Raw genomic sequence first — 24,373 nt, forward strand, 5'->3', positions numbered from 1 at the left:
GCCCGCAGGACGTGATGGTGGTTATCCAGTTTAATCAGCAGGAGGACTGGAGTTTTAGCGCAGGGAGGATGGCTATTGAATAACGCCGGCGGCGCCGCATGAGGCGCCGCGTTTCAGCACGATATCTTTGCTACCAGGCGAGATGATGCACCAGTGAGAGATCCCAGGCCGTAGCCAATAGTGAAAGAAACATAATCAGATTGACCACTGTGTCGAGACGTTTTTCCATCGTTGCTTCTCCTGAGCCGGTTTCCCCTGTTATAGCGGGAAAAGCTTAACAACCTCTTACCGCTTCAGGACCCAAGCGTGATCCTGTAGCGCACATAATCGTCAGCCGGGGTAAACTCATCATACAGATGACGGGCCGGATTATCACGACGCGTATGCCAGTACAGCCGCGACCAGCCTTTGTCTGCCCCTTCGGTTTGCAGCGACTTAATGATTGTTCTGGCAATGCCTTGTCCACGGAAGGCAGGATCGACAAACAGATCCTCCAGATAGCAGATTGGCGTGGTGACCCAGGTTCCCTCGTGAAGAATGCAGATGGCGAACCCCACCACCGTATCATCGACCACAGCCACCCTGCCCAGCACCGGGGAGTTCATGTCCAGCATTCGCTGCCAGGTGCATTCGGTCACCTCTTCCGGCTGCGGGCTGCCATAGAAGCGGGTATAGCCTTCCCAGAGATTAAGCCATTCGGCTTTGTCGTGCGGCCGTATTTCCCGGATATCGATGACCATGCGAGTTTCCTTACAGATGAATGAATTAGCCTGCGAACATTGGCAGGGAAAATGGGTTCAAACCATTATTTTCCTGTGCAGCCACATGTTCAAGCGGCATAGCGGCAATTCTCTCCTTGCAGGGGGCGATTTGGCACTAAAAGGCTTTTTTCGCAGCGGAGTAACAGACCGGCTTGTTAACTATGATAAAAAGTATGTTGTAACTAATGAGGTAGCTTTAAAACCCGGCCGCAGCCGGGTGAATGACGTCCGCTATCAGCACAAAGGCTGTACAGCATCGCGCATACCGCGGGACAGGATAGCATCGAGGTCGGCAGTCACCTGCTCCACCAGACCCGGGATCTGGCTCAAGTCCTGTTCCCAATGAGCCTCTACGCTGAGTACCGCAGTCACCAGCTCGCGGGTGCTCATCTGGCGATCCCGATGCCGGGCCCACAGCGTCTGATATCGCGTCAACCATTCGGCGTCATCCTGTACCGGATAGCGTTCACCCTCCCGCTCTCCCCGGTAAAAGGCGATCAGTGCTGCCAGGGCAAAAGTCAGCCGCGGCGGCAGTTGCCCACTCTTTTGCTGCCCTGCCAGCAGTTGCGGCAGAATGCGAGTGCGGTATTTGGTCATGCCGTTGAGCGCAATCGAGAGCAGCTGATGTTTAATATACGGGTTACGGAAGCGCCCGGTCACGGCGCTGGCAAATGACTCAAGCTCATCGCGCGGCAGATCCAGCACCGGAATAATCTCGTCATAAATCGCTTTTTCGACAAACGCGCAAATCTCCGCATCGTTCATCGCCTCACCCACGGTGTCGATCCCGGCCAGGAAGGCCACCGGCACCAGCGCGGTATGCGCCCCGTTGAGGATCGCCACTTTGCGCTCTTTATACGGCTTGATATCGTCCACAATGCGCACATTCAGCGGCAGTTTATCGAGACGCAGCTCGGCCGCCAGCGAGGCAGGCCCCTGGATCACAAACAGGTAGAAATGCTCGGCGGTATCAAGGAAGGCATCTTTATAGCCAGTCTGTGCCTCAAGGGCCGCCACTTCATCACGCGGATAGCCGGTTACGATGCGATCCACCAGCGTTGAACAGAAGGTGTTCGCCGAGGTCAGCCAGCGGATAAAAGCCTGCGGCAGCTGCCACTCAGCAGCATAGCGCAGCACCAGCGCCTGCAGCGCCTCGCCGTTATAATCGATCAGTTCGCAGGGAATAATCACCCATCCCTTGTCGGCCGCACCGGCGAAATGCTGGTAGCGTTCAAACAGCAGACGCGTCAGTTTCGCCGGATAACTGACCGGCGGCGCGTCGTCAAAACGATCCCCGGCATGATAGCTGATGCCCGCCTCAGTGGTATTGGAGAAGACAAACCGCATCTCCGGGTTATGCGCCAGACGTAAAAAAGCGTCGAAGTCAGCGTAAGCGCTGATCTCCCGGTTGACCGAGCGGATCAAGCGCGCGTCGCTCACCGCCTCACCTTGCTCGTTCAGACCGCGAATAATGGTGGTGTAAAGGCCGTCCTGGGTGCTCAGTGAAGGCGGGAAATCCGTCGCAATAGGACGGACGACCACGATGCCCGCATTCAGGTCGGTATGCTCGTTGAGGAGATCTATCTGCCAGTCAACGAATGCGCGCAGGAAATTGCCTTCACCAAACTGGATGATACGGTCAGGGTACTGCGCGCCGGGGAAATCACGACGGTTTAATGTTTTCACAATGGGTTCCCTCTAATAGTAGTCATACAACCTGAGTAATTGGTCCAATAAGTTATCAGGTTTTTCTACCAGTGAAACCCCGTTTTGATCAAAGCATTCTGCAATAGCGACCGTCAGGGCAAAAACTTATAGAACAGTGAGGTGGCGGTCATCTCTCCGTCAGGCATCAGCGCATAGCGCGGGATTTCCCCCACTTTTTCCCAGCCACAGCGGACATAGAACTGCTCCGCCCCGCTACCGGCTGCCGTGTCCAGCACCAACACCGTTTTCCCTTCCTGTCGGGCAACATGCTCTAGCTCGCTCATCAGCGCGTTGGCAATCCCCTGGCGACGGGCATTTTGGTGAACCAAAAGTTTGGCGACATCCGCACGATGGGGCTGGTTTTCCGGTTGGCGGGTAATAAGTTGCACGGTACCGACGGGCCTTTCATCCGCGTCGAGGGCCGCCAGCACGATGCGCTCCCCGGCCGCCACGCTGTCGGCGGTATGTTGCCAGAAAGTGGTGGCCGTGTGCGCGCTAAAGGGCAGCATAAAACTTACCGAGGCGCCGCCGTTGACGCAGCTTGCCAGGATATCGCTTAATGCCGGGAGGTGATGCAGAATATCGTCACGCGACAGCGTGCGCAGTGAAAAGGATGTGGTCATGGAAGCTCCCTGTAATTGACCACATCACTATGTTTTTAACCAAAAATTAACACAAGCGGATTCCGTATAGGATTTTCTTATGGTGTGCTTTCGGTTAGCGCTGGCATACAGATGCGATTGCGACCGGTCTGTTTGGCTTTGACCATCTCCTCGTCTGCCGCCATCAGCAATTGGTTAAACAGCTCCGTGATGCGAGCGTGCCCCACCTCGCGCGTCTCCAGCCCCATGCTGATGGTCAGGTGGATTGGATTCTGCCCCAGGCCGAAGGGTTGCGACTCCACCCCGTGGCGGATTTTTTCCGCCAGTAAATAGCCCTGCTGGGTACTGTCGACGACCGCCGCCACCGCAAACTCTTCACCGCCAATGCGGGCAACCATCCCCTGCTCGTCCACCAGCTGCCGAACCTGTTGGGCAAACTGAGTCAATACGCAATCGCCGCCTTCATGGCCCAGAGCATCATTCACCCGTTTGAAGCCATCGATATCCAGCACCATCACCGTCAGCAGCTTATCGGCGGGCAACGCCTGACGCTTCAGCGCCTCGCTCAGTCCGGAACGGGAATACACCCGGGTCTGAAAATCAAAATCGGCGCGCAGGGCCAGCTGTTTCACCAGCGTGTTAATCGCTTCGACACTGGAAGCGACAATCACCGGGCTAATCAGCATAGCGGCAATGCCGAGGCGGGTGGAGAACAGCTGCCACGGCTGCATTCGCGCATCCGGCGAAAAGTGAATTAACGAGTTGGCGACCAGCAATATCTCGCTGATGCCGGTGAGAAAGGTTAACAGGCAGGTCAGCGGCAGCGGATAACGAACGGCGCACCAGATCAGGGCCGGCAACGGGAAGGTAATGCTGCCGGCGCCGCCCACCGCCACGCCGAGGGCTATCGACAGCACCAGCGCCAGCGCGGGCAGCAGTTGGCGAAAACGAAAACCGCTTAATGCCGAAGGCAACGTCAGGGTCAGAATAAACGGCAGGATCAGCACCGCTGTCGAGAACTGTTCGCTAAACCAGTCTGCCAGTTGGGGAATAAAGGTGGCGCGTTCAACATCCACCGACCCCAGGGCGCCGACGGCGGCGCACAATAAGGCGGCAAACAGGCAAAAACAGAATAAATTAAGCGCATTAATCGGGCCGGGCATGGAGTCGGCGCGTCGCTTATCCCACAGCACCAGCTGCGCCAGCACCACAATAAAGACAATATTGGAGAAATTAATCAGCAATGAGGCAAAGCCCATCCCCCAGCGCGAAGTGAGTCCGTCATAAACCAGCATTGCCGCAAAACAGACGGAATAAAAATAGCTGCGATTAAGCCAGACATAGCGCGCAAAGATCCCGGCCATCACGGCATTGAGCGGCCAGAAGAATGAGAGCTCCTGCACCAGGCGCAGCATGGCCCCCAGAAAATGCAGTAGTAGCGTTAACGTGAATAATACCAGTGCGTCGCGCACGGGCTGCTCTTCACGAAACAGCGTAAATGACCGAATCGACAGTGAAGACATTCAGTAATTATCCGTCTAATTGTTTCAGGCAATTATTATGTTAATAATTAGTTAGCGGATTATCATAACATGAGAATATTTATCAGGCATACTCCGGCGCCGATCAAATGCAGATTACCGCACAGACGGGCCGTTCATCTGCAGCACCAGCCAGTGATGGATCACCTGCACCACATAGCGCTGCTCCTGCTCGCTCAGCGCGCGGCCGTGGGGAATGGCGTGCCATTTTTCCAGACAGCCGCGGCAGCAGGTGGCGGTCGCATGCTGGGCGATAAATACCGGATGGCCGCGCATCGGCGTCTGCTTACCGTCGTTCATCGGTTCGGCGGGCGCCAGCCGCTGGCGGATAAAATCCCCAGCGTGCTGGTCGATGATCTCCGGCCCCTTATCAAGACAGTATTGCCGCTCTTTGACCCCGAGTCGAAAGCGTGAACGAAACGTCGAGCGCGCCAGACGGGCAAACAACCGATCCTGCTCAACCATCAGAACACCGACCTCCCCATCCGCTGAGTCAGTTTTTCCAGCAGCGCCACGCCGGCCAGCGAGTTCCCGGCGTCATCAAGCTCCGGGCTCCACACGGCGATCGCCATCTCCTGCGGCACAATCGCCACAATTCCGCCGCCGACGCCCGATTTCGCCGGCAGGCCAACGCGCCAGGCGAATTCGCCGGCGTTCTGGTACATGCCGCTGGTCATCATCAGGGCATTCACCTGACGGGACTGAATGGGCGCGATAACCGGTGCCTCCAGGTGCGGGGCGATACCGCGATCGGCGAGGAACAGGAAGGTTCGCGCCAGCTCAACGCAGCTCATCTCCAGCGAACAGTAGTGGAAATAGTTCTGCAGCACGGTGGCGACGTCGTTATGGAAGTTACCGAAGGATTTCATCAGCCAGGCGATGGCGGCGTTGCGCGCCGAATGCTCGAACTCAGAGCGGGCCACCACCGGATCGTAGGCGATATCGGCCACGCCGCTCAGGCGGCGGACAATCTCCAGCATCCGCTGACGCGGGGCGCTGAGCCGGCTCTGCAGCATGTCGCAGACCACCAGCGCCCCGGCGTTGATAAACGGGTTTCGCGGTTTGCCCTGCTCGATCTCCAGCTGCAAAAGGGAGTTAAAGGGCTGGCCGGAGGGATCTTTGCCCACCCGCTGCCAGATCTCCTCTTCCTGATAGTGGTTCATGGCCACCACCAGGCTCAATACCTTGGAGATAGACTGGATGGAAAAACGTTCATGCGCATCGCCGGCGGCGAAGTGCTGCCCGTCTACCGTACTGATCGCAATGCCAAGCTTATCGCCGCTGACGCTGGCCAGCGCCGGAATGTAATCCGCCACTTTACCGCGGCCAATCAGCGGCCTGATTTCTGCCAGAATGGCTTCCAGCATTGCGTTATTGATCACCGCCGCCACATGCAGCTCCTTGCCCACCATCGAAATTTGGTGGGCGAGTATAGCAGACGTGGACGACGGTCGTCAGGGGGCTAACGTTGATTAGCGACGGTCTTTCCAGACGGTCTGCGCATTACAGAACTCGTGCAGACCAAAATGTGACAGCTCGCGACCAAAACCCCTCTTCTTCACGCCGCCGAAGGCCACGCGGGCGTCGCTGGCGCAGTAGCCGTTGAGGAAGACGCCGCCGCACTCCAGCTCGCGGGCGAAGCGCTGGGCCTGCGCCTCGTCGGTGGTATAGACCGTTGCAGACAAACCAAACTCGCTGTCGTTGGCGAGGGCCAGCGCATGGTCAGCGTCGCGAGCGGTGGTCAGGGTTGCTACCGGACCAAACAGCTCCTGACGAAAACCGGTCATCCCGGCGGTGACATTGCCCAGCACCGTTGGCGCATAGTAGTTGCCCGCCCCTTCGATTTTTTCCGCGCCCAGCAGCAGAGTTGCCCCTTCATCAAGGGTCGCGGTCACCTGCTGGTGCAGTTCATCGCGCAGGTCGAAACGCGCCATCGGTCCGACGTAGTTTTGCTCATCGCGCGGGTCGCCCATCTTCAGCGCCGCCACGGCGTCGACGAATTTGCGGGTGAAGGCCTCGGCAATACCGGCTTCGAGGATGAAGCGTTTCGACGCGGCGCACACCTGGCCGCTGTTCTGATAGCGGCCGGTGACGGCGGCCTTTACCGCCTCATCCAGGTCGGCATCGTTGAGCACGATAAAGGGATCGGAGCCACCCAGCTCAAGCACGCATTTCTTCAGCGCCGCCCCCGCCTGGGCGCCAATCGCCTTGCCGGCGCGGACGCTGCCGGTGACGGTCACCGCCGCGATGCGGTCATCATTGATGATCTGCGAAACGCCGTCATTGGTGGCGTTCACCCAACCGAACACGCCATCCGGCAGGCCGGCGGCGGCAAAAATCTCGCCCAGCAGGCGGGCGCTGCCCATCACGTTCGGGGCATGCTTCAGCAGGTAGCTGTTGCCGGCCAGCAGGATCGGCACCGCGCCGCGCAGCACCTGCCAGACCGGGAAGTTCCACGGCATGACCGCCAGAATGGCGCCCAGCGGACGATACTCAATCACCGCCTGGTTATTTTCCACCTGGGTGGCTTCCGTCGCCAGCATCGCCGGGCCGTGCTCGGCGTACCAGTCACAGAGGTTGGCGGATTTCGCCACCTCGCCGCGCGCCTGAGCGATCGGCTTGCCCATCTCGAGGGTGATCATCTGGGCCACCTCTTCCCCGCGGGCGCGCAGCGCGGCCCCGATGCGGCGCAGCGCATCAGCGCGCTCGGCGAGCGGCGTCTGACGCCACTGGCGATAGCCTGCCGCGGCGAGAGCGATAGCCGCATCGACCTCGCGTTCGCTGGCCCAGGGCAGCGAGGAGACCACCTCACCGGTAGTCGGGTTGACGGAAACCGCGTGCGTTGCAGATAAATTCATCGTTATTCTCTCTCTCGTTGCTTGCGAAGTAACCGTATTCTGGCTTACCTTTCCATTCATTGAAAATGAATAATATTAAGCAACGCATTCACAAAAGAAGAATAGTATGGACCTGACTCAGCTAGAGATGTTTAACGCTGTCGCCACCACCGGCAGTATTACCCAGGCGGCCCAGAAAGTGCATCGCGTGCCGTCCAACCTCACCACCCGCATCCGCCAGCTGGAGGCAGACCTCGGCGTTGAGCTGTTTATCCGCGAGAACCAGCGCCTGCGCCTCTCGCCTGCGGGACACAGCTTTTTGCGCTACAGCCAGCAGATCCTCGCCCTGGTGGACGAGGCGCGGATGGTGGTGGCGGGCGACGAACCCCAGGGGCTGTTTTCTCTTGGTTCGCTGGAGAGCACCGCGGCGGTACGGATCCCCACCACCCTGGCCCACTTTAATCAGCGCTACCCGAAAATTCACCTGGCGCTCTCCACCGGCCCTTCCGGGACGATGATCGACGGCGTGCTGGAGGGCGCCCTGAGCGCCGCGTTCGTTGACGGCCCGCTGGTGCATCCGGGTCTGGAGGGGCTGCCGGTGTTCCCGGAAGAGATGATGATCGTCGCCCCGTACGGCCACGCGCCCATCGCCCGCGCCAGCGAAGTGAACGGGGCCAACGTTTACGCCTTTCGCGCCAACTGCTCCTACCGCCGGCATTTTGAGAGCTGGTTCCATGCCGACAGAGCAACCCCGGGCAGGATCCACGAGATGGAGTCTTACCATGGGATGCTGGCCTGCGTGATCGCCGGCGCGGGCCTGGCGTTGATCCCGCGCAGTATGCTGGAGAGTATGCCCGGTCATCAGCAGGTTTCCGCCTGGCCGCTGGCCGAAGAGTGGCGCTGGTTAACCACCTGGCTGGTGTGGCGCCGGGGCGCCAAAACCCGCCAGCTGGAGGCGTTTATAGCGCTGCTGAACGAAGATCGGCAAACAGCGGTTTCTCCATAAACACGCTGAGCGGATCGGGCTGATACGGCGCAAACGCGCAGCGGGTCTGGTAGCCGTTGCGCGTGTAGAGGGTGATGGCCGCATGCTGATGGATACCGGTTTCAAGCCGCAGCGTATGACAGTCGCGCTGGCGCGCTTTCGCTTCCAGCGCCGCCAGCAGCTTTTCTCCCAGCTGCTGTCCGCGGTGCTGCGGATCGATATAGACCCGCTTCATCTCGCCGAAACCTTCCTCACTGAGGACGATAGCCCCGCAGCCAACGGCCTCGCCCTGCGCGCTGCGGATGACCAGGGCGATCACCGTCTGCGGCGGCAGCTGGCTGAGGTCCAGCAAATGGTTGCTCTCTGCCGGATAGAGTGTCTCCTGCCAGGCGTCGAGAGCGGCAATCAGGGCGGTAAATTCTGCGTCGGTGGGGGCGATGTCGGTAACGGTATACATAGGTGAACTCCTTTTTTTACGCCACTGTAGCGCGCCCTCGGCCCGTTTCCGCCATAGCATTAACTTATATTGCTGCCCACCTCTTGCGCTAACTCACTGAAACACAGTAATTTTATCCCCTGCCGTTCGTACTTGAGATCTGAATATGCACACCAAAGCCCGTAAAGTGATGATTATTGGCGCCGGCAATGTCGGCGCGTCGGCGGCCTACGCCCTCCTCAACCAGAGCATTTGCGAGGAACTGATCCTCGTCGACCTCAACCAACAGCGCGCCGAGGCCCATGCCCAGGATCTCAGCGATGCCGCGGCCTATCTGCCGGGGATGATGACCATCTCCACCCGGGAAGCCAGCGACTGCGCTGATGTCGATATCGCGGTGATCACCGTTTCCGGCGGCGCGCTGCGCCCCGGTCAGAGTCGGCTGGATGAACTGACCACGACGGCGAAGATTGTGAAGAGCATTGTGCCGGCGATGATGGCCAACGGGTTTAACGGCATCTTTCTGGTAGCCACCAACCCCTGCGACATCATCACCTGGCAGGTATGGCAGCTCTCTGGCCTGCCGCGCAGTCAGGTGCTGGGCACCGGGGTCTGGCTGGATACCACCCGCCTGCGTCGCCTGCTGGCGCAGGAGCTGGATATTGGCGCCCAGAGCATCGACGCCTTTATCCTCGGCGAGCATGGCGATACCCAGTTTCCGGTATGGTCACACTCCTCGGTGTATGGCTCGCCGATCGCCGACCTCTACCAGCAGCGCACTGGCCACCCGCTCGACCGCGAGGCAATGGCCGAAAAAGTGCGCAAGCTGGGGTTTGAGATCTACGCGGGTAAAGGCTGCACCGAATATGGCGTGGCAGGCACCATCGCCGAGATCTGCCGCAATATCTTCACCGGCAGCCACCGCGCGCTGGCGGTCTCCTGCATTCTTGACGGTGAATACGGGGTCAGCGGCGCGGCGGCTGGGGTGCCGGCGGTGCTGGCCCAGGGTGGCGTGGAGCAGATTATTGAACTGCAGCTGGCCGCCGAGGAGCAGGCGAAGTTCAGTCAGTCGATAGCGGTGATCAAGGCCAATATCGCCCGTCTGCCCTGACGGCAGCCTGCAAGTCAGTCAGCAATGATCAGCTGTGGGGAAAGGGTCACCAGCGCCTCGCGGGTCGCCTCCGGCAGATGGGCGTCGGTGACGATATCGGTCAACGACTCCAGCGGGGCAATATTGAACAGTGACCAGGCGCCGTATTTGGAGCTGTCCGCCAGCAGGATGCGCCGCCGGGCATTAGCCATCAGATCACGTTTCAGGGCAGCCTTCTCCTCCGTCGGGGCGGTGATCCCCTTCTCGAGGTCCCAGCCGTTGCAACTGACGAAGGCAAGGTCCGGCCAGATGGTCTGCAGCAGGCGGCGGCCGTGATCGCCGATGCACGACTGGCTGCTGTCATCGATGCGCCCACCGATAATCGTCACTTCTATCTGCTTAAATTCCGACAAAAACAGCGCGATATGTAAATCGCTGGTGATCACCCGCAGCGGCAGATGGGTGATCTGCCGCGCCAGCTCAATCATGGTGGTGCCGGCGTCAAGCACAATCGCGTCGCCGGCCTTCACCAGCGCGGCCGCCGCGCTGGCGATAGCCTGCTTTTCCAGCGGACTGCGCTGGGCTTTCTCCAGCGTCGTCGGCTGGGAAGGAATAAACCGGTTCAGCGTCACCCCGCCATGTGTACGGCTGATCACCCCTTCCTGATCGAGTTTGATCAGGTCGCGACGAATGGTGGCCGGCGAGGCGTTGGTCGCCGCCACCAGCTGGTCGACTGTCACCAGATTATGGCTTTTCAGGAAGTCCATAATCTGCTCTAACCGGTTATATCCCTTCATGTTATTCCTGCGCGATGTGCATGGCGAGCTCAATGGAGGTTGCCATGCTCTCAGACTTCGCTTTACCTGTCCAGGCAATATCAAACGCGGTGCCATGATCCGCTGAGGTACGGATAAACGGCAGCCCGGCGGTGATATTCACCCCATCATAGAACCCGAGCAGCTTCAGCGGGATATGCCCCTGATCGTGGTACATCGCCACCACCATGTCGTACATACCTTCGTGACACTGCATAAACACCGTGTCCGGTGGACAGGGGCCGGTGACCTCTATCCCCTGCGCCTGCATGGCGGCGACCGCCGGGGCGACGATGCGGATCTCTTCATCGCCAAACAGGCCGTTCTCCCCGGCGTGCGGGTTAACGCCGGCAACCGCAATGCGCGGACGCTGATAGCCGACCCGGCGCAAAAACCGATCCGCTACGCCAATCACCGTCTCGATTCGCGGCTGGTTGAGGGTATCGAGGAACTGGCGCAGGGCGATATGGGTGGTGATATGGATAACCTTGAGCTTCTCGGTATAGAGCACCATGGCGTAATCGGTGGTCTGCGTCAGGTGGGCCAGCAGTTCGGTATGGCCGGGGAAAGCGTGCCCGGCGAGATGCAGCGCCTCTTTATTTAGCGGCGCGGTAGCGATGGCCGCGACCGCGCCGTCCAGCGCCAGCGCGGTCGCCCGCCTGATGCAGCGAAACGCGAGGTCCCCTGCCTGGGCCTGAACTTCGCCAGGGCGCAGCCCCTGCGGGTCGCTGAGCGGTTCATCAATAACGTTGATGGTCGCTGGGGAAAAACGCGCCTCGGCGGGATGGTCAATGATGCGCAGCTCCGCCCGCGGCGTAATATTCAGCGCCAGGATCCGCCGCAGCGTCTGCGCGCAGCCCACCACCACCACCGGCGCGCCGCTCAGCGCCCCTTCGGCGAGGGATTTGATAATAATCTCCGGACCAATCCCTGCCGGGTCGCCCATTGTCACTGCAATCATGTTAGACACTCAGTTTCTCCTCAATAAAATTCACAACATTTAACAGCGTAGTGTCGGTGCCGAATCCCCCTGCTTTGGTCATCACCGGCCGTGACCAGCGACCGCCGAGAAAGTGCCCGTAAGGCACACACTGCGCCACCCGCCCACGGATCTGAAATCCGGTGGCGCCGAGCGCGTGCGCGACGGCGATGGCTACATCGCCGCCAGAGAGGTACAGGGCGCCCGGTGGGCACAGCGCCACCGCCTGCGCCGTGACGTCGGCAAGCCAGGCGCAGATGTGCTCCCCGTAGGCTGCGCGGCTGAGACCGCGTTCGTTACACTGGGCTTCAATCCCGTGCCGGGCGGCGTTATTCGGGCGGGTGGTCACCACGCAGTGATGACCCTCACGCAGCACCTCGGCGATCCGCGAGGCTTCCTCCTTCGGCGATCTGCTAAAGGCCTGTTCGACATCTATTTCGATCTTTCTCACTCGGGAATGAGCCTGCAGCGCAGCGACCTGGCGCTGCGCCATCTCGCTCATCGAACCAACCAGCGCCAGTAGCGGCCCCTGCTCGCTGCGGCGCAGGCGGCGTGCCAGCGCCTCGCAAAGTCCCGCCGAGCCGACCAGCAGGGTCTCCCGCGCATGGGGCGCAACGGCATCGATCACCTGGTCCAGATGGCTGTCTTCCCAGGCGTCGACAATCAACACTCGCTTCTCCTCGCCCGCCGTCGCTAATGCCGCTGGAAGCCGGGCAGCGTTCAACGTCAGACAGGGAAGACGGCTCTGCATGGCGATAATTTCGCTAATCTCCGCCCGGCTCACGGGCGTTTTCGGATCGCTGGCAAATTCGGTCTGATCGAGGGCCACCCCATGCACATAGCAGCGCCCGTCCCGGGTATGCCGCCCGGCCGCCGGATACGCCGGGGCCACCACCGCCAGCCGGCAGCCGTGCGCCGCCATCATTGCCTCCAGTTCGCCGCCAAGGTTGCCGCGCAGCGTGGAGTCGATCTTCTTTACCTGCCAGTGCGGGACAAATCTTGCCGCGCCGCGCAGCAGACCGGTGACCTTGTCCGCCGCGGCGGCGGCGCTCATTGCCCGGCTGTCGCTGTTGAGAATTAACGCCCGGGCGGTTGATGGTTGCCCGGCGCTGAAGGCCACTTCCACCGACATGCCCGCCTCCGCGAGGCTGACACCGGCGTCATTGGCTCCCGTAAAGTCATCTGCCAGCACCAGCACCTGGTTATTACCATCGTTCATTGTTCTGCCTTGTGGTCGATGAAAATCTGAAACTGATTATATTCAATCATATTTGATTAAATGTGAGCAAGCTCAAGTTATTAAACTGCCGTATAAATTATAACTTTTCCCCACCAGACGAGTGACACGATTCATGAATGATTGAATTCAATCAATTACTACCAAGGAGAAACGCGTGGCGACGATACACAGCACAATCATCAGCGGGGCGGGCGCCTCAACGGCCCTGCTGCCGCTGTTGTCAGGTAAAACCCGCATCCTGCTGGTGACCGACCAGAACGTTGGCGCGCTGGAAGCGACCCGGGCGATCCATCGCCTGCTGGCGGCCGAAGGGCGTCAGGTTGAGGTCATTGACACAGTACCGGCAGAGCCCAGCCATCACGATGTGGCGCAGATTGTCAGCCAACTGGGCGCCAGTCAGCCCCAGATGATCGTGGGCATCGGCGGGGGGAGCGTACTGGATGTGGCGAAACTGCTCTCGGTGCTCCTGCATACTGAGGCGCCCTCTCTGACGGCCATGCTGGCAGGCGAGTTGCCGCAACGACGGATTAGCTCATTGTTGATCCCGGCCACCGCCGGCACCGGCTCCGAAGCGACGCCGAATGCCATTCTGGCGATCCCCGAGCAGCAGACCAAAGTGGGGATCATCTCCCCGGTGCTGCTGCCGGACTATGTCGCCCTGCTGCCGGAGCTGACCATCAGCATGCCGGCCAGCATCGCGGCGTCGACCGGCATCGATGCCCTGTGTCATCTGCTGGAGTGCTTTACCTCCACCGTCGCCAATCCGGTGAGCGACAACGCGGCGTTAATCGGTTTACACAAGCTGGTGCGGCATATCGAACGCTCGGTGGATCAGCCGCAGGATCTGACGGCGAAGCTGGAGATGCTCTGGGCCTCGTGGTACGGCGGCGCGGCGATCAACCATGCCGGCACCCATCTGGTGCATGCGCTCTCCTATCCGCTTGGCGGTACCTGGCACCTGCCGCACGGGGTGGCTAACGCCATTCTGCTGGCGCCCTGCATGCGGGTGGTCCGCCCCCACGCGGTGGCAAAATTCGCTCAGGTCTGGGATCTGATCCCCGACGCAGATCGCACGCTCAGTGAGGAAGAGAAATCCCATGCGCTGGTCGCGTGGCTGGCGGCGCTGGTGAAACGACTGCCCCTGCCGGACAACCTTGCCGCGCTCGGCGTGCCCAGGGAGAGCATCCCTGCTCTCAGCGCAGCGGCGCAAAACGTCAAGCGCCTGATGAACAACGCCCCCTGCAGCGTCAGCCGCGAAGAGATTGCGGCTATCTATCAAACGCTGTTTCCAGAACATGCCTAACAGGAGAAAGAAAATGAGGAGAGCCATTAGCGGCGTACTCACCGCCATCGTCACCCCTTTTACCGCCGAGGGAGCCCTTAACCTGCCAGCGCTACGCCAGCAGGTGCAGCGCCAGCTCGCCGCAGGCAACGGGATTTTCTGCGGCGGCACCAATGGCGAGTTTTTTGTCCTCAATGAGGAGGAGAAGATCGCCGTCGCCAGAACCTGCGTGGAAGAAGCCGCCGGACGCGCGCCGGTGGTAGCGCATATCGGGGAGATTTCCACCCGTGAGACTCGCCGGCTGGGCCAGCAGATCGCCCGCCTCGGGGTTGACGCGGTATCGGCCATTACCCCGTGGTTCGTACCCTTGAAGCAGGAAGAGCTGATTAACCACTATACGGCGATCGCCGACGCGCTGAGCGTCCCGCTTTTTCTTTATAACATTCCCGCCCGCACCGGGAACACCATTGCTCCGGAGACGGCACGCCAGCTGGCCCGACACGAGAATATCGTCGGCATTAAGGACAGCGCCGGCAGCTACGACAGCCTGAAAGGCTTTCTTGACGCGGTACGCGACATTGACGGTTTCGACGTTCTGAACGGGCCGGACTCCGTTATCCATCAGGGGTATGTCGACGGCTGTTCGGCCTGCATCTCAGGGCTTGCCAACGTCGCCCCCGCGGAAATCAACGCGATCTGGTCGCTGTTTCACGCCGGAGATATCGCCGGATCGCGCCAGGCGCAGGAGCGCGTGACGGGCCTGCGCACCGATCTGTATAAGGTGGCGTTCTCACCCGCGGTAGTGAAAAAAGCCCTGCAACTGATGGGTCATGAGGTGGGCGACAGCCGCTACGCGGTGCAGTTCAGTGACCAACAGCTGCAGCAGATACGCGACATCATCGCTCGTTATTTAGCGTAATACTTGCTGCGCTTTTTTAATAAAACAGACCGGGTACCGCCGTGCCCAGGATTCGTACGCCCAGAGAGAGGCTAAGATGAATCATTTTACCGCTGAAGATACCTTTATTATTGTCGGCATTGTTATTGCCTATATTCTGTTTACCACCTGGCTGACATTCCGTATTCGTAGTAAAAATTCCGGGGATTTTATGGAAGGCTCGCGCGCCATGCCGGCCTTTATTGTCGGTATATTACTGATGTCAGAATATATTGGCGCCAAATCGACCATCGGTACTGCCCAGGCCGCCTTTGAGAGCGGAATTGCCGCCTCGTGGTCCGTGCTGGGGGCAGCCATCGGCTTTCCGCTGTTCGGTTTAATCCTGGTGAAACGCATCTATAACACCGGAAAAATCACCATTTCCGGCGCCATCGCTGAAAAATATGGCAACAGTACCAAAAATATTATCTCCCTGATTATGATTTATGCGCTGCTGCTGGTTAACGTGGGTAACTACGTCAGCGGTGCCGCAGCCATCTCCACCGTATTAAAAGTGAATTTACCGGTAGCCGCCTTTATTACCGCCATTGTGAGTACCTTTTATTTCGCGTTCGGCGGCATGAAGGGCGTCGCCTGGGTCACCATGTTACACAGCGCGTTAAAATACGCCGGTCTGCTGATCATTCTGGGTTTTGCCCTGTCCAAAACCGGCGGCTTCTCGCCGATGATGGAGAAGATGCCGGATTATTACTGGACATGGGATGGCAACATTGGTGCTGGCACGATCTTCGCCTGGCTCATCGGCACTATCGGCTCCATTTTTTGCACCCAGTTTGTCATTCAGGCCATTAGCTCAACCAAAGACGTTCGTTCAGCGAAACGCTCCACCTGGATCGCCTTCTTTTTCTGCCTGCCTATCGCCTTTGCCATCGCCATTATCGGCGTCGCGGCGAAATACCTGCATCCCGAGATCAACAGCCTGTATGCCCTCCCGGTGTTTCTGCAGGACATGAACCCGTGGCTGGCAGGTCTGGTGACAACGTCACTTGTAGCATCGATTTTCGTCAGCGTAAGTACCGTAGCCCTGGCCATTGCCTCGCTGGTGGTGAAGGATTTTTACGTACCATGGCGCAACCCAACGCCGGACCAGGAGTTCAGAGCCACACGCTGGGCGTCGCTAATTATCGGCTTCCTGCCGCTGATCTTTGTGCTGCTGGTACCGGAGGTGCTGAAACTCTCCTTCTTTACCCGCGCCATTCGCCTCTCCATTACCGTGGTGGCGGTCATCGCCTTCTATGCCCCCTTCTTCAGAAGCACTCGGGGCGCGAATGCCGGCCTGATCGGCGCCTGTGTGGTGACGTCCGTCTGGTATTTACTCGGCGACCCGTTCGGCATCAATAACATGTATGTCGCCCTGGCAACCCCGGCCATCATCATGGTGATTGACCGCCTGATCCCAAATAAATCACAACCATCCCCCGCCCCAGTTGAGCAACGTGGAGTATAAAACATGACCGTAATTCCGCCTTTTGACGGCGTCATTCGCCAACACCAGCAAGATGAACACATCGCATGGGCAATGCTTCCCTGCGCCTGCCCGCAGAACCATGCCGCCAATCTGCTGCCGCTGGATGACGGCAGCCTGATGTGCGTCTGGTTTGGCGGCTCCCAGGAGGGAAAAGCCGATATCTCTATCTGGGGATCGCGGTTAGCCCCCGGCAGTGACCGCTGGAGTGAGGCAGTCAAGCTATCTGATGATCCAGACCGCTCAGAACAAAACCCGGTGCTATTTCAGGCGCCCGATAACGTGCTGTGGCTGTTGTGGACAGCGCAATTTGCCGGAAACCAGGATACCGCCATTGTGCGCTACCGCCTCTCCCACGATGGCGGACGAAGCTGGGGGGCCATCGATACGCTGCTGGATCAACCGGGTACCTTTATTCGCCAGCCAATAAGCGTTATGTCTGACGGCAACTGGCTGCTGCCGGTCTTTTACTGCCGTACCGAACCCGGCGAGAAATGGGTGGGTAACAATGACGTCAGCGCGGTGAAGATCTCTTCAGACTGCGGAAAAAGCTGGCGTGACGTGGCGGTCCCGGAGAGCCTGGGTTGTGTCCATATGAGTATCACTCCGCTTCCGGACGGCAGACTGGCAGCCTTCTTCCGCAGCCGCTGGGCGGATCATATCTGGTTCAGCCAGTCCAGCGACCAGGGAGAGAGCTGGTCTGCGCCGGTACCGACGACGCTTCCGAACAACAACTCGTCCATTCAGGCGACCACCCTGGACAATGGCGAACTGGCGCTGGTGTTCAATAATATGAGCGCCGCCGGCGCCACGGAACGCCGCGCCTCGCTGTATGATGAAATTGCTGACGACGATGGCCGTAGGGAGCCGGAAGCGACCGGGAAAAGCGCCTTCTGGGGCGCACCACGCGCGCCGATGACCGTCGCTATTTCAGCCGATGGCGGTGAAAGCTGGCCGTGGCTGCGCCATCTCGATGAGGGTGACGGCTACTGCATGACCAATAATTCGGAGCAGAAGCTGAACCGGGAGTTCTCCTACCCCAGCATCAAACAGGGAGCAGACGGTAATTTGCATATCGCCTACACCTGGTATCGCCAGGCGATCAAGTATGTTCGTGTCTCGCCACAGTGGGTAAAAGGAGAAAGCGCATGATTATCGGTAATCTGCAGGCGCTGCAGCAGGCTGGTCTGCCGCCGGCGTTAAAGCAGCTATTGAGCAGCGAGGCCTGTTCGCTGGCTGCCCTCAGTGCCAGAGAGAATGGCCGCTTCCAGCCCGACGGTGCGCCGTGGTTCTGCACCCTCAGCGTGGTGCAAACCCAGCCTGCGGCCGAGCGGCATACGGAATATCATCGCCAGTGGGCGGATATTCAGGTCATCCTGGCCGGCGAGGAGCGGATCCAGGCGGGCATGGCTCCCGCGATGCGCCCGGAAGATAATGAGCTTAAGCCCGACCTCTATATATGTCAGCCAGCCCCGGAGAGTGTCTCTATTCTGCTGCGTCCCGGCGACTTCGCGGTCTTTTACCCCGGCGAACCGCACCAGGCGCTGTGTGCGGTTTCGACGCCAGCGCCGGTCAGAAAGGCGGTATTCAAAATCCCCGCTGAGATGCTGGAGGCGCGATGAAGCGGGCAATGGTAACCGGGGCCAGCTCCGGGATCGGCGCCGCAGTGGTGAGGCAGTTGCTGGCGGACGGCTGGCAGGTGATCGGCATGAGCCGTTCGCTGCCGCCCTTCTCACAGCCGAACTTTCGCCATCTGATGGTCGACGTCAGCCAGCGCAGCGCGCTGCTGGCGGCGCTGGAGCAGATTGAGCCCCCTCAGGCCATCATTCACGCCGCGGGTTCAATGGCGGCCGCCACTCTGGGCAATCTGGACCCTCAGCGCAGCGAGTCGCTGTGGCGTTTACACGTCGATGCTGCTCAGACATTGGTCAATCACTTCGCCCCGACCATGGGGCCAGGCGGGAGGATCGTTCTGCTGGGAAGCCGTACGTCACGAGGCGCCGCTGGTCGCTCGCAGTATGCGGCCACCAAAGCCGCGCTGGTCGCTCTCGCCAGGAGCTGGGCGGCAGAGCTGGCGCCTGCCGGGGTGACGGTCAACGTCGTGGCTCCCGGGGCAACCGATACGCCGATGCTTCATCAGCCAGGCAGAGAAAGTTCCCCGCCGCGGCTTCCGCCGCTTGGACGACTCATTACTCCGCAGGAAGTGGTCTCTCTGGTGAGCTGGTTGCTGAGCGAGGGCGCATCGGCGATGACCGGACAGGAGCTGGTGATGTGTGGCGGCGCATCGCTGGGCTGATGCTATGTCGCCCCGGGGAGCGGAAGTAGATTACCGCTCCCCGGGGCGACGCGGTGGCGATGATTAACGCAGGTAAACCGTTCCGCGCAGATAGGTGGTGGCCTGGCCGCTAATCAGCACCCTGTCGCCCTGCCACTGGCAGCGCAGGTCGCCGCCGCGGGCGGAAACCTGGCGCGCCATCATGGTGGTTTTCCCCAGCTTTTCGCCCCACCAGGGGATCAGCATGCTGTGGGCGGAGCCGGTCACCGGATCCTCTGGCACCCCTTCACCCGGGCAGAAGAAGCGGCTGACAAAGTCATACTCCTCATCCGGCGCGCTGACGCAGATCATTTTGCCGAGCTTCTGCAGACGTGCCATATCGGTCTGCACCGCTTCAACCTGCTGGCGATCCGCCAGCACGACCAGATAATCACGCCCTTCCCGCACCTCGACGGCAGACTCAAGCCCCAGTCCGGCCAGCAGATCCGCCGGCGGGTTGTCCACCGGGGTGGTCGTCCACGCCGGGAAGTCGAGCGTCAGCCAGTCGCCGCTGCGGGTCACCCGCAGTTCACCGACAAAACGGGTGCTGAAGGTAATCGTCGCCGAGGGATGGTCAAGATACTCGAAAATAACATGCGCCGTCGCCAGGGTGGCGTGGCCGCAGAGGTTGATCTCGCCCAGCGTGGTAAACCAGCGCAGCTCATAGCCTTCGTCGGTGTGGACGAAAAACGCCGTTTCGGACTGGTTATGCTGTTGGGCCATTTTCAGCAATACATCGTCCGCTAACCACTCGCTGAGCGGGCAAACGGCCGCGGCATTACCGCCAAAGTTTTTATCGCTGAAGGCATCGACCAGATAAAATTGAATTTCCTGCATACACTGTCCTTACTTTTTTTACTTTCCTTCAACATGACATAAAAGCGCTCCCCTGACACTATCCATAGCAAAATTAATTGCTTAACCGCGGCCAGCCACTTGCAGCGAAATGAGATGCAGATCACAAAATGATTGTCTTTTCGCCAGTAATCGTTTTAAGATCACCGTCACATCTTCCCTTGAATCACCCGTCCAGAGCTTATGACTACGAATACGGTCTCACGCAAGGTAGCGTGGCTACGTGTCGTGACGTTGGCCATCGCCGCGTTTATTTTTAACACCACAGAATTCGCCCCTGTCGGTCTGCTGTCCGATATTGCCGGCAGCTTCGGCATGGAAACCGCCCAGGTGGGCATGATGCTCACCATTTATGCGTGGGTGGTGGCGCTGATGTCGCTGCCGTTTATGCTGCTGACCAGCAAAATGGAGCGCCGGCGGCTGCTCATCGGCCTGTTTATTCTGTTTATTGCCAGCCACGTTCTGTCGTTTTTTGCGTGGAGTTTTGACGTCCTGGTGATTAGCCGCATTGGCATCGCTTTTGCGCATGCGGTTTTCTGGTCGATTACCTCAGCGCTGGCCATCCGTATGGCGCCGCCTGGCAAACGGGCGCAGGCGCTGAGCCTGATCGCCACCGGTACAGCCCTGGCGATGGTGTTCGGTATTCCGATTGGCCGCATCATCGGCCAGTATTTTGGCTGGCGAATGACATTCCTGGCGATTGGCCTCGGCGCGTTAGCCACCCTTGCCTGTCTGGTAAAACTGCTGCCGACGCTACCGAGCGAACATTCTGGCTCGCTGAAAAGCCTGCCGGTGCTGTTCCGCCGCCCGGCGCTGGTCAGCGTTTATATTCTGACCGTGGTGGTGGTGACCGCCCACTATACCGCCTACAGCTATATCGAGCCCTTTGTCCAGACGGTGGCGGGCCTGAGCGGCAACTTTGCTACCGTGCTGCTGTTGATCCTCGGCGGGGCCGGTATTATCGGCAGCATTCTGTTCGGTAAGCTCGGCAACCAGCACGCTTCCGGGCTGATTAGCATCGCTATCGGCCTGCTGCTGGCCTGCCTGCTGTTGCTCCTGCCTGCCTCGGACAATGCACATCATCTGATGCTGCTCAGTATCTTCTGGGGCGTGGCGATCATGATTATCGGCCTCGGTATGCAGGTAAAAGTGCTGGCTTCCGCGCCGGATGCCACCGACGTCGCCATGTCCCTGTTCTCGGGCATCTTTAATATTGGTATTGGCGCTGGCGCGCTGGTGGGCAGCCAGGTGAGTCTGCATCTGTCGATGGCTTCCATCGGCTACATCGGTGCCATCCCGGCGCTGGCCGCGCTGGTATGGTCTCTGATGATCTTCCGCCGCTGGCCGGTATCGCTGGAAGACCATCAACCGCACCACTCCTGAGTTACCGTGATAAAAAAGCCTGCCGGCATGGCTACCGGCAGGCTGTTGTCTCTCATCCCATCCGGGGCGATCAGGGGTGCCAGGTCGAAATGATCTCCAGCACGCCATTAATAATAAACTGCACGCCCATACAGACCAGCAGGAAGCCCATCAGCCGCGAAATGGCCTCGATGCCGCCTTTGCCTACCAGACGCATAATCGCGCCGGAACTGCGCAGACAAGCCCACAGAATCACCCCTAACAGCAAAAAGATGATCGGCGGCGCCGCCAGTACCACCCACTCCGGGAAGTCCACGCCGTGCTTAACGGTCGAGGCGGAGCTAATAATCATCGCAATGGTTCCCGGACCGGCGGTGCTTGGCATCGCCAGCGGCACAAAGGCGATATTGGCGGTCGGTTCATCCTGCAGTTCTTCCGATTTGATCTTCGCTTCCATCGAATCGTGGGCTTTTTGCTGGGGGAACAGCATGCGGAAACCGATAAAGGCCACAATCAATCCCCCGGCGATACGCAGCCCAGGTATTGATATGCCGAATGTATTCATCACCACCTGACCGGCATACCACGACACCATCAGAATGGCGAACACATACACCGATGCCATCAACGCCTGCTTGTTCCGCTCGGCGTTGTTCATATTGCCCGCCAGGCCGAGGAACAGCGCCACGGTTGTGAGTGGGTTTGCCAGCGGTAAAAGCACCGCCAGGCCAAGCCCTATTGCTTTAAACAAATCGAACATAGTTAATTAAAGTCCCGTTAATATTCATTTTTTAAGTATTGTTTCGTTCCGTGAGTATACCGGCTTCGACACTTTCGCCGCCAGCCTGCTGATAAACCACTTCCGCTAAAAATTAACAAGCGTTAGCAAAACCACAAACAGTGACCCACGTCAGATTTTTTTATTTTAGCAAATCGTGGCATCGGCCAATTCATAATGTTGACTTATGATTGCCTGGGCAATAGTATCACCTGCAACTAATTACTTGCCTGGGCAACCATCATGAAAAGTACCAGCGACCTGTTTAATGAAATGATCCCGTTGGGCCGCTTGATCCAGATGGTTAACCAGAAAAAAGATCGCCTGCTCAACGACTACCTCTCACCCATGGATATTACCGCGACCCAGTTTCGCGTGCTCTGTTCCATTCGTTGCGAGGTATGTATTACCCCCGTTGAGCTGAAAACCGTGCTTTCCGTCGACCCGGGCGCGATGACGCGTATGCTCGACCGCCTGGCGTGCAAAGGCTGGATTGAACGGTTACCCAACCCCGCTGACAAGCGCGGCGTGCTGGTGCAGTTGACACCGGACGGCGCAGCCCTTTGCGAGCAGTGTCATCAGGTTGTGGGTCAGAAGTTACACCAGGAGTTAACAAAAAATCTGTCGGCGGACGAAGTCGTCGCGCTTGAGCAACTACTCAAGAAGGTCCTGCCGTAAAATAAGAAGAGGTAAGATGATGTCCAGACGTAATAATGACGCCATCACTATCCATAGTATTTTGTCGTGGATCGAGGATAACCTGGAATCGCCCCTGTCGCTGGAAAAAGTGTCTGAGCGTTCAGGTTACTCCAAGTGGCACCTGCAACGTATGTTTAAGAAAGAGACCGGCCATTCCCTCGGCCAGTACATCCGCAGCCGCAAGCTGACGGAGATTGCGCAAAAGCTCAAGCAGAGCAATGAGCCCATTTTGTACCTGGCGGAACGCTACGGTTTCGAGTCGCAGCAGACCCTGACGCGAACGTTCAAGAACTATTTCGATGTTCCGCCCCACAAGTATCGCATAACGAATGTACCTGGCGAATCCCGCTATCTGCATCCGCTAAATAACTGATGTTAATCGCCTGTATTATCAAAGACGTATTGAGGAAATCATGAAATTATTCGCTGCCGCAGCTATCGTACTCCTGTCGCTGGTCTCCAGCCTCAGCTATGCGGAGCAAAACACCACGCCGGTGCGTCAAAACCAGCGTGATACAATGATTATCCCTTCGGAACATAACGATTCGCCATTTGATTTCAATCATATGGCGGCTGGCAGTGATAAATCCGACGAACTGGGCGTGCCGTACTACCAGCAGCACGACCTGTGATGCCATTACACGCATAATTGTGTAGCCCCTTCTTCGGGGCTTTTTTTTATCCGCGCGCCATACCCGGCCGCACCAGACGTAAGCCGAAGACGTTAATATAGAGCCCGGCCATAATCAGTACCGCCCCGGTGAGCTGCAGTCCGCTCAGCGTCTCCCCCAGCAACAGCGCAGCGCTGGCCATCCCCACCACCGGCACCAGCAGCGACAGCGGCGCCACCCGCCAGGTCTCATAGCGCCCCAGCAGCGATCCCCAGATACCATAGCCGACGATAGTGGCGATAAACGCCAGATAGAGCAGCGACAGTATCGTCAGCAGATCGATGTGTTGCAGGCTCGCCAGCATGGTCTGCGGGCCATCAATCAGCCATGAGGCCAGCATAAACGGCAGCACCGGGATCAACGCGCTCCACACCACCAGCGACATAATGGGCGGCCGGGCGGCATGCGACATGATTTTCTTGTTGAAGATATTACCGCAGGCCCAGCTGAGCGCCGCCGCCAGGGTCAGCATAAAGCCCACCAGCGGCACATGCTCCCCGCCAAGGCTGCCCTCCACCAGCACCAGCACGCCAAAGATCGCCAGGGCGATCCCCGCCAGTTGCTTGCCCTGCAGACGTTCGCCAAAGACGAAGGCGCCGAGAATGATGGTGAAGAAGGCTTGCGCCTGCAGCACCAGCGAAGCCAGCCCGGCAGGCATACCCAGGCCGATAGCGCAGAACAGAAAGGCAAACTGACCAAAGCTAATGGTCAGGCCATAACCCAGCAGCAGGCGCAGCGGGATAGCCGGGCGGGATACAAACAGCAGCGCCGGGAAGGCGACCAACATAAAGCGCAGCCCCGCCAGCATCAGCGGCGGCATATTGTGTAATCCCAGCTTAATCACCACAAAGTTAAGCCCCCACACCACCACTACCAGCAGCGCCAGCAGTCCATCTTTCCTCGTCATACCCTGCCTCTGTCGTTATTAGAATTTTTGTGAACAAAATCAAAGTAACCAAAAAGCGGCCGCCAGGATAGATCATTATTTTTGGCAGG

The 24,373-nt window shown here is 59.0% G+C and carries 26 protein-coding genes and 1 pseudogene; 13 read left to right on the forward strand and 14 right to left on the reverse strand.

The window, feature by feature from the left end; translation table 11 throughout:
- Window positions 1-83: pseudogene (locus HMPREF3142_RS29760) on the forward strand (tautomerase family protein); the annotation flags it as partial.
- 210 nt (window positions 84-293) lie between these two features.
- On the opposite strand, the gene HMPREF3142_RS04090 reads toward HMPREF3142_RS29760, so the two are convergent.
- The 7 genes from HMPREF3142_RS04090 to sad form a co-directional block, all read right to left on the reverse strand.
- On the reverse strand, window positions 294-740 hold the full coding sequence (locus HMPREF3142_RS04090) for a GNAT family N-acetyltransferase (RefSeq protein ID WP_012968261.1): 447 nt from the start codon (window positions 738-740) through the stop codon (window positions 294-296).
- Between the two features lie 255 nt (window positions 741-995).
- Window positions 996-2,447: a tagaturonate reductase gene (locus HMPREF3142_RS04095; RefSeq protein WP_008804945.1), complete on the reverse strand. Its 1,452-nt coding sequence runs from the start codon at window positions 2,445-2,447 to the stop codon at window positions 996-998.
- A 113-nt stretch (window positions 2,448-2,560) separates the two neighbouring features.
- The gene (locus tag HMPREF3142_RS04100; RefSeq protein ID WP_008804946.1) at window positions 2,561-3,091 is read right to left on the reverse strand and encodes a GNAT family N-acetyltransferase; all 531 of its coding nucleotides are present in this window, start codon (window positions 3,089-3,091) and stop codon (window positions 2,561-2,563) included.
- A 77-nt stretch (window positions 3,092-3,168) separates the two neighbouring features.
- The gene (locus HMPREF3142_RS04105) at window positions 3,169-4,593 is read right to left on the reverse strand and encodes a GGDEF domain-containing protein (RefSeq protein WP_070611648.1); all 1,425 of its coding nucleotides are present in this window, start codon (window positions 4,591-4,593) and stop codon (window positions 3,169-3,171) included.
- A 114-nt stretch (window positions 4,594-4,707) separates the two neighbouring features.
- A complete protein-coding gene (locus HMPREF3142_RS04110) occupies window positions 4,708-5,076 on the reverse strand; it encodes a DUF4186 domain-containing protein (RefSeq protein WP_016160995.1) in 369 nt (122 codons plus the stop codon).
- Window positions 5,076-6,002, reverse strand: coding sequence for a glutaminase B (gene glsB, locus HMPREF3142_RS04115; protein ID WP_008804949.1), 927 nt, complete (start codon window positions 6,000-6,002; stop codon window positions 5,076-5,078). The genes HMPREF3142_RS04110 and glsB overlap by 1 nt, the downstream gene beginning before the upstream one ends.
- Window positions 6,003-6,083: 81 nt before the next feature.
- On the reverse strand, window positions 6,084-7,469 hold the full coding sequence (gene sad, locus HMPREF3142_RS04120) for a succinate-semialdehyde dehydrogenase (RefSeq protein ID WP_070611651.1): 1,386 nt from the start codon (window positions 7,467-7,469) through the stop codon (window positions 6,084-6,086).
- A 106-nt stretch (window positions 7,470-7,575) separates the two neighbouring features.
- Here sad and ptrR point away from each other — a divergent pair, with 106 nt between their 5' ends.
- Window positions 7,576-8,454 (forward strand): putrescine utilization regulator PtrR, encoded by an 879-nt coding sequence (ptrR, locus tag HMPREF3142_RS04125; protein WP_012968263.1) that lies wholly within the window; start codon window positions 7,576-7,578, stop codon window positions 8,452-8,454.
- Here ptrR and HMPREF3142_RS04130 read toward each other — a convergent pair.
- Window positions 8,408-8,890 carry a GNAT family N-acetyltransferase gene (locus HMPREF3142_RS04130; protein WP_008804952.1) on the reverse strand — a complete coding sequence of 161 codons (483 nt, stop codon included), beginning with the start codon at window positions 8,888-8,890 and terminating at the stop codon, window positions 8,408-8,410. The genes ptrR and HMPREF3142_RS04130 overlap by 47 nt on opposite strands.
- A gap of 145 nt (window positions 8,891-9,035) precedes the next feature.
- Here HMPREF3142_RS04130 and HMPREF3142_RS04135 point away from each other — a divergent pair, with 145 nt between their 5' ends.
- Window positions 9,036-9,980 carry an L-lactate dehydrogenase gene (locus HMPREF3142_RS04135; protein WP_012968264.1) on the forward strand — a complete coding sequence of 315 codons (945 nt, stop codon included), beginning with the start codon at window positions 9,036-9,038 and terminating at the stop codon, window positions 9,978-9,980.
- Between the two features lie 14 nt (window positions 9,981-9,994).
- On the opposite strand, the gene HMPREF3142_RS04140 is transcribed toward HMPREF3142_RS04135, so the two are convergent.
- From HMPREF3142_RS04140 to dtnK, 3 genes are read right to left on the reverse strand one after another with little or no spacing between them, the layout of a single operon-like run.
- Window positions 9,995-10,756 carry a DeoR/GlpR family DNA-binding transcription regulator gene (locus HMPREF3142_RS04140; protein ID WP_012968265.1) on the reverse strand — a complete coding sequence of 254 codons (762 nt, stop codon included), beginning with the start codon at window positions 10,754-10,756 and terminating at the stop codon, window positions 9,995-9,997.
- A gap of 1 nt (window position 10,757) precedes the next feature.
- Window positions 10,758-11,744 carry a D-threonate 4-phosphate dehydrogenase gene (locus tag HMPREF3142_RS04145; RefSeq protein ID WP_008804955.1) on the reverse strand — a complete coding sequence of 329 codons (987 nt, stop codon included), beginning with the start codon at window positions 11,742-11,744 and terminating at the stop codon, window positions 10,758-10,760.
- Complete coding sequence (dtnK, locus tag HMPREF3142_RS04150; protein ID WP_049156944.1) at window positions 11,737-12,972, reverse strand: D-threonate kinase; 1,236 nt, start codon at window positions 12,970-12,972, stop codon at window positions 11,737-11,739. Before dtnK ends, HMPREF3142_RS04145 begins: the two co-directional genes overlap by 8 nt.
- A gap of 175 nt (window positions 12,973-13,147) precedes the next feature.
- On the opposite strand from dtnK, the gene HMPREF3142_RS04155 reads away from it, so the two are divergent.
- From HMPREF3142_RS04155 to HMPREF3142_RS04180, 6 genes are all read left to right on the forward strand, one after another.
- The gene (locus HMPREF3142_RS04155) at window positions 13,148-14,296 is read left to right on the forward strand and encodes an iron-containing alcohol dehydrogenase (RefSeq protein ID WP_070611653.1); all 1,149 of its coding nucleotides are present in this window, start codon (window positions 13,148-13,150) and stop codon (window positions 14,294-14,296) included.
- 13 nt (window positions 14,297-14,309) lie between these two features.
- A complete protein-coding gene (locus HMPREF3142_RS04160) occupies window positions 14,310-15,194 on the forward strand; it encodes a dihydrodipicolinate synthase family protein (RefSeq protein WP_070611655.1) in 885 nt (294 codons plus the stop codon).
- 76 nt (window positions 15,195-15,270) lie between these two features.
- The gene (locus HMPREF3142_RS04165; RefSeq protein WP_004151621.1) at window positions 15,271-16,680 is read left to right on the forward strand and encodes a sodium:solute symporter family protein; all 1,410 of its coding nucleotides are present in this window, start codon (window positions 15,271-15,273) and stop codon (window positions 16,678-16,680) included.
- Window positions 16,681-16,683: 3 nt separating this feature from the next.
- Entirely contained in the window at window positions 16,684-17,850 is a 1,167-nt protein-coding gene (locus HMPREF3142_RS04170) for a sialidase family protein (RefSeq protein ID WP_012968268.1), read from the forward strand.
- Window positions 17,847-18,320: a NanQ anomerase/TabA/YiaL family protein gene (locus HMPREF3142_RS04175; RefSeq protein WP_008804960.1), complete on the forward strand. Its 474-nt coding sequence runs from the start codon at window positions 17,847-17,849 to the stop codon at window positions 18,318-18,320. The genes HMPREF3142_RS04170 and HMPREF3142_RS04175 overlap by 4 nt, the downstream gene beginning before the upstream one ends.
- Window positions 18,317-18,994, forward strand: coding sequence for an SDR family NAD(P)-dependent oxidoreductase (locus HMPREF3142_RS04180; protein ID WP_004183978.1), 678 nt, complete (start codon window positions 18,317-18,319; stop codon window positions 18,992-18,994). The genes HMPREF3142_RS04175 and HMPREF3142_RS04180 overlap by 4 nt, the downstream gene beginning before the upstream one ends.
- A 63-nt stretch (window positions 18,995-19,057) precedes the next feature.
- On the opposite strand, the gene HMPREF3142_RS04185 is transcribed toward HMPREF3142_RS04180, so the two are convergent.
- Window positions 19,058-19,849, reverse strand: a complete 792-nt coding sequence (locus HMPREF3142_RS04185; RefSeq protein WP_012968269.1) for a PhzF family phenazine biosynthesis protein — start codon at window positions 19,847-19,849, stop codon at window positions 19,058-19,060.
- Between the two features lie 201 nt (window positions 19,850-20,050).
- On the opposite strand from HMPREF3142_RS04185, the gene HMPREF3142_RS04190 reads away from it, so the two are divergent.
- On the forward strand, window positions 20,051-21,250 hold the full coding sequence (locus HMPREF3142_RS04190) for a sugar transporter (RefSeq protein WP_008804962.1): 1,200 nt from the start codon (window positions 20,051-20,053) through the stop codon (window positions 21,248-21,250).
- Between the two features lie 70 nt (window positions 21,251-21,320).
- Here the strand turns inward: HMPREF3142_RS04190 and HMPREF3142_RS04195 are convergent, their stop codons facing one another.
- On the reverse strand, window positions 21,321-21,989 hold the full coding sequence (locus HMPREF3142_RS04195) for a MarC family NAAT transporter (protein WP_002904403.1): 669 nt from the start codon (window positions 21,987-21,989) through the stop codon (window positions 21,321-21,323).
- A gap of 261 nt (window positions 21,990-22,250) precedes the next feature.
- Between HMPREF3142_RS04195 and marR the strand changes: the two genes are divergently transcribed.
- Genes marR through marB form a run of 3 tightly spaced genes read left to right on the forward strand, consistent with a single transcriptional unit; the run spans window position 22,251 to window position 23,338 of the window.
- Window positions 22,251-22,685 (forward strand): multiple antibiotic resistance transcriptional regulator MarR, encoded by a 435-nt coding sequence (gene marR, locus HMPREF3142_RS04200; protein WP_008804963.1) that lies wholly within the window; start codon window positions 22,251-22,253, stop codon window positions 22,683-22,685.
- 19 nt (window positions 22,686-22,704) lie between these two features.
- Entirely contained in the window at window positions 22,705-23,079 is a 375-nt protein-coding gene (gene marA / locus HMPREF3142_RS04205; RefSeq protein WP_002904397.1) for an MDR efflux pump AcrAB transcriptional activator MarA, read from the forward strand.
- Window positions 23,080-23,119: 40 nt separating this feature from the next.
- Window positions 23,120-23,338, forward strand: coding sequence for a multiple antibiotic resistance protein MarB (marB, locus tag HMPREF3142_RS04210; RefSeq protein WP_008804964.1), 219 nt, complete (start codon window positions 23,120-23,122; stop codon window positions 23,336-23,338).
- 46 nt (window positions 23,339-23,384) lie between these two features.
- Here marB and eamA read toward each other — a convergent pair whose 3' ends face one another.
- Window positions 23,385-24,284, reverse strand: coding sequence for an O-acetylserine/cysteine exporter (gene eamA, locus HMPREF3142_RS04215; protein ID WP_008804965.1), 900 nt, complete (start codon window positions 24,282-24,284; stop codon window positions 23,385-23,387).
- Between the last annotated feature and the right edge of the window lie 89 nt (window positions 24,285-24,373).

It is taken from the genome of Klebsiella sp. HMSC16C06, from assembly GCF_001808325.1.
In the GTDB taxonomy this organism is placed as follows: domain Bacteria; phylum Pseudomonadota; class Gammaproteobacteria; order Enterobacterales; family Enterobacteriaceae; genus Klebsiella; species Klebsiella variicola.

What these genes read in the sequence shown, in the direction of transcription:
- HMPREF3142_RS04090 (WP_012968261.1), bottom strand. Translation starts at nt 740, where the DNA reads ATGGTCATCGATATCCGGGAAATACGGCCGCACGACAAAGCCGAATGG.
- HMPREF3142_RS04100 (WP_008804946.1), bottom strand. Translation starts at nt 3,091, where the DNA reads ATGACCACATCCTTTTCACTGCGCACGCTGTCGCGTGACGATATTCTG.
- HMPREF3142_RS04105 (WP_070611648.1), bottom strand. Translation starts at nt 4,593, where the DNA reads ATGTCTTCACTGTCGATTCGGTCATTTACGCTGTTTCGTGAAGAGCAG.
- HMPREF3142_RS04110 (WP_016160995.1), bottom strand. Translation starts at nt 5,076, where the DNA reads ATGGTTGAGCAGGATCGGTTGTTTGCCCGTCTGGCGCGCTCGACGTTT.
- sad (WP_070611651.1), bottom strand. Translation starts at nt 7,469, where the DNA reads ATGAATTTATCTGCAACGCACGCGGTTTCCGTCAACCCGACTACCGGT.
- ptrR (WP_012968263.1), top strand. Translation starts at nt 7,576, where the DNA reads ATGGACCTGACTCAGCTAGAGATGTTTAACGCTGTCGCCACCACCGGC.
- HMPREF3142_RS04130 (WP_008804952.1), bottom strand. Translation starts at nt 8,890, where the DNA reads ATGTATACCGTTACCGACATCGCCCCCACCGACGCAGAATTTACCGCC.
- HMPREF3142_RS04135 (WP_012968264.1), top strand. Translation starts at nt 9,036, where the DNA reads ATGCACACCAAAGCCCGTAAAGTGATGATTATTGGCGCCGGCAATGTC.
- HMPREF3142_RS04140 (WP_012968265.1), bottom strand. Translation starts at nt 10,756, where the DNA reads ATGAAGGGATATAACCGGTTAGAGCAGATTATGGACTTCCTGAAAAGC.
- dtnK (WP_049156944.1), bottom strand. Translation starts at nt 12,972, where the DNA reads ATGAACGATGGTAATAACCAGGTGCTGGTGCTGGCAGATGACTTTACG.
- HMPREF3142_RS04160 (WP_070611655.1), top strand. Translation starts at nt 14,310, where the DNA reads ATGAGGAGAGCCATTAGCGGCGTACTCACCGCCATCGTCACCCCTTTT.
- HMPREF3142_RS04165 (WP_004151621.1), top strand. Translation starts at nt 15,271, where the DNA reads ATGAATCATTTTACCGCTGAAGATACCTTTATTATTGTCGGCATTGTT.
- HMPREF3142_RS04170 (WP_012968268.1), top strand. Translation starts at nt 16,684, where the DNA reads ATGACCGTAATTCCGCCTTTTGACGGCGTCATTCGCCAACACCAGCAA.
- HMPREF3142_RS04175 (WP_008804960.1), top strand. Translation starts at nt 17,847, where the DNA reads ATGATTATCGGTAATCTGCAGGCGCTGCAGCAGGCTGGTCTGCCGCCG.
- HMPREF3142_RS04180 (WP_004183978.1), top strand. Translation starts at nt 18,317, where the DNA reads ATGAAGCGGGCAATGGTAACCGGGGCCAGCTCCGGGATCGGCGCCGCA.
- HMPREF3142_RS04185 (WP_012968269.1), bottom strand. Translation starts at nt 19,849, where the DNA reads ATGCAGGAAATTCAATTTTATCTGGTCGATGCCTTCAGCGATAAAAAC.
- HMPREF3142_RS04190 (WP_008804962.1), top strand. Translation starts at nt 20,051, where the DNA reads ATGACTACGAATACGGTCTCACGCAAGGTAGCGTGGCTACGTGTCGTG.
- HMPREF3142_RS04195 (WP_002904403.1), bottom strand. Translation starts at nt 21,989, where the DNA reads ATGTTCGATTTGTTTAAAGCAATAGGGCTTGGCCTGGCGGTGCTTTTA.
- marR (WP_008804963.1), top strand. Translation starts at nt 22,251, where the DNA reads ATGAAAAGTACCAGCGACCTGTTTAATGAAATGATCCCGTTGGGCCGC.
- marA (WP_002904397.1), top strand. Translation starts at nt 22,705, where the DNA reads ATGTCCAGACGTAATAATGACGCCATCACTATCCATAGTATTTTGTCG.
- marB (WP_008804964.1), top strand. Translation starts at nt 23,120, where the DNA reads ATGAAATTATTCGCTGCCGCAGCTATCGTACTCCTGTCGCTGGTCTCC.
- eamA (WP_008804965.1), bottom strand. Translation starts at nt 24,284, where the DNA reads ATGACGAGGAAAGATGGACTGCTGGCGCTGCTGGTAGTGGTGGTGTGG.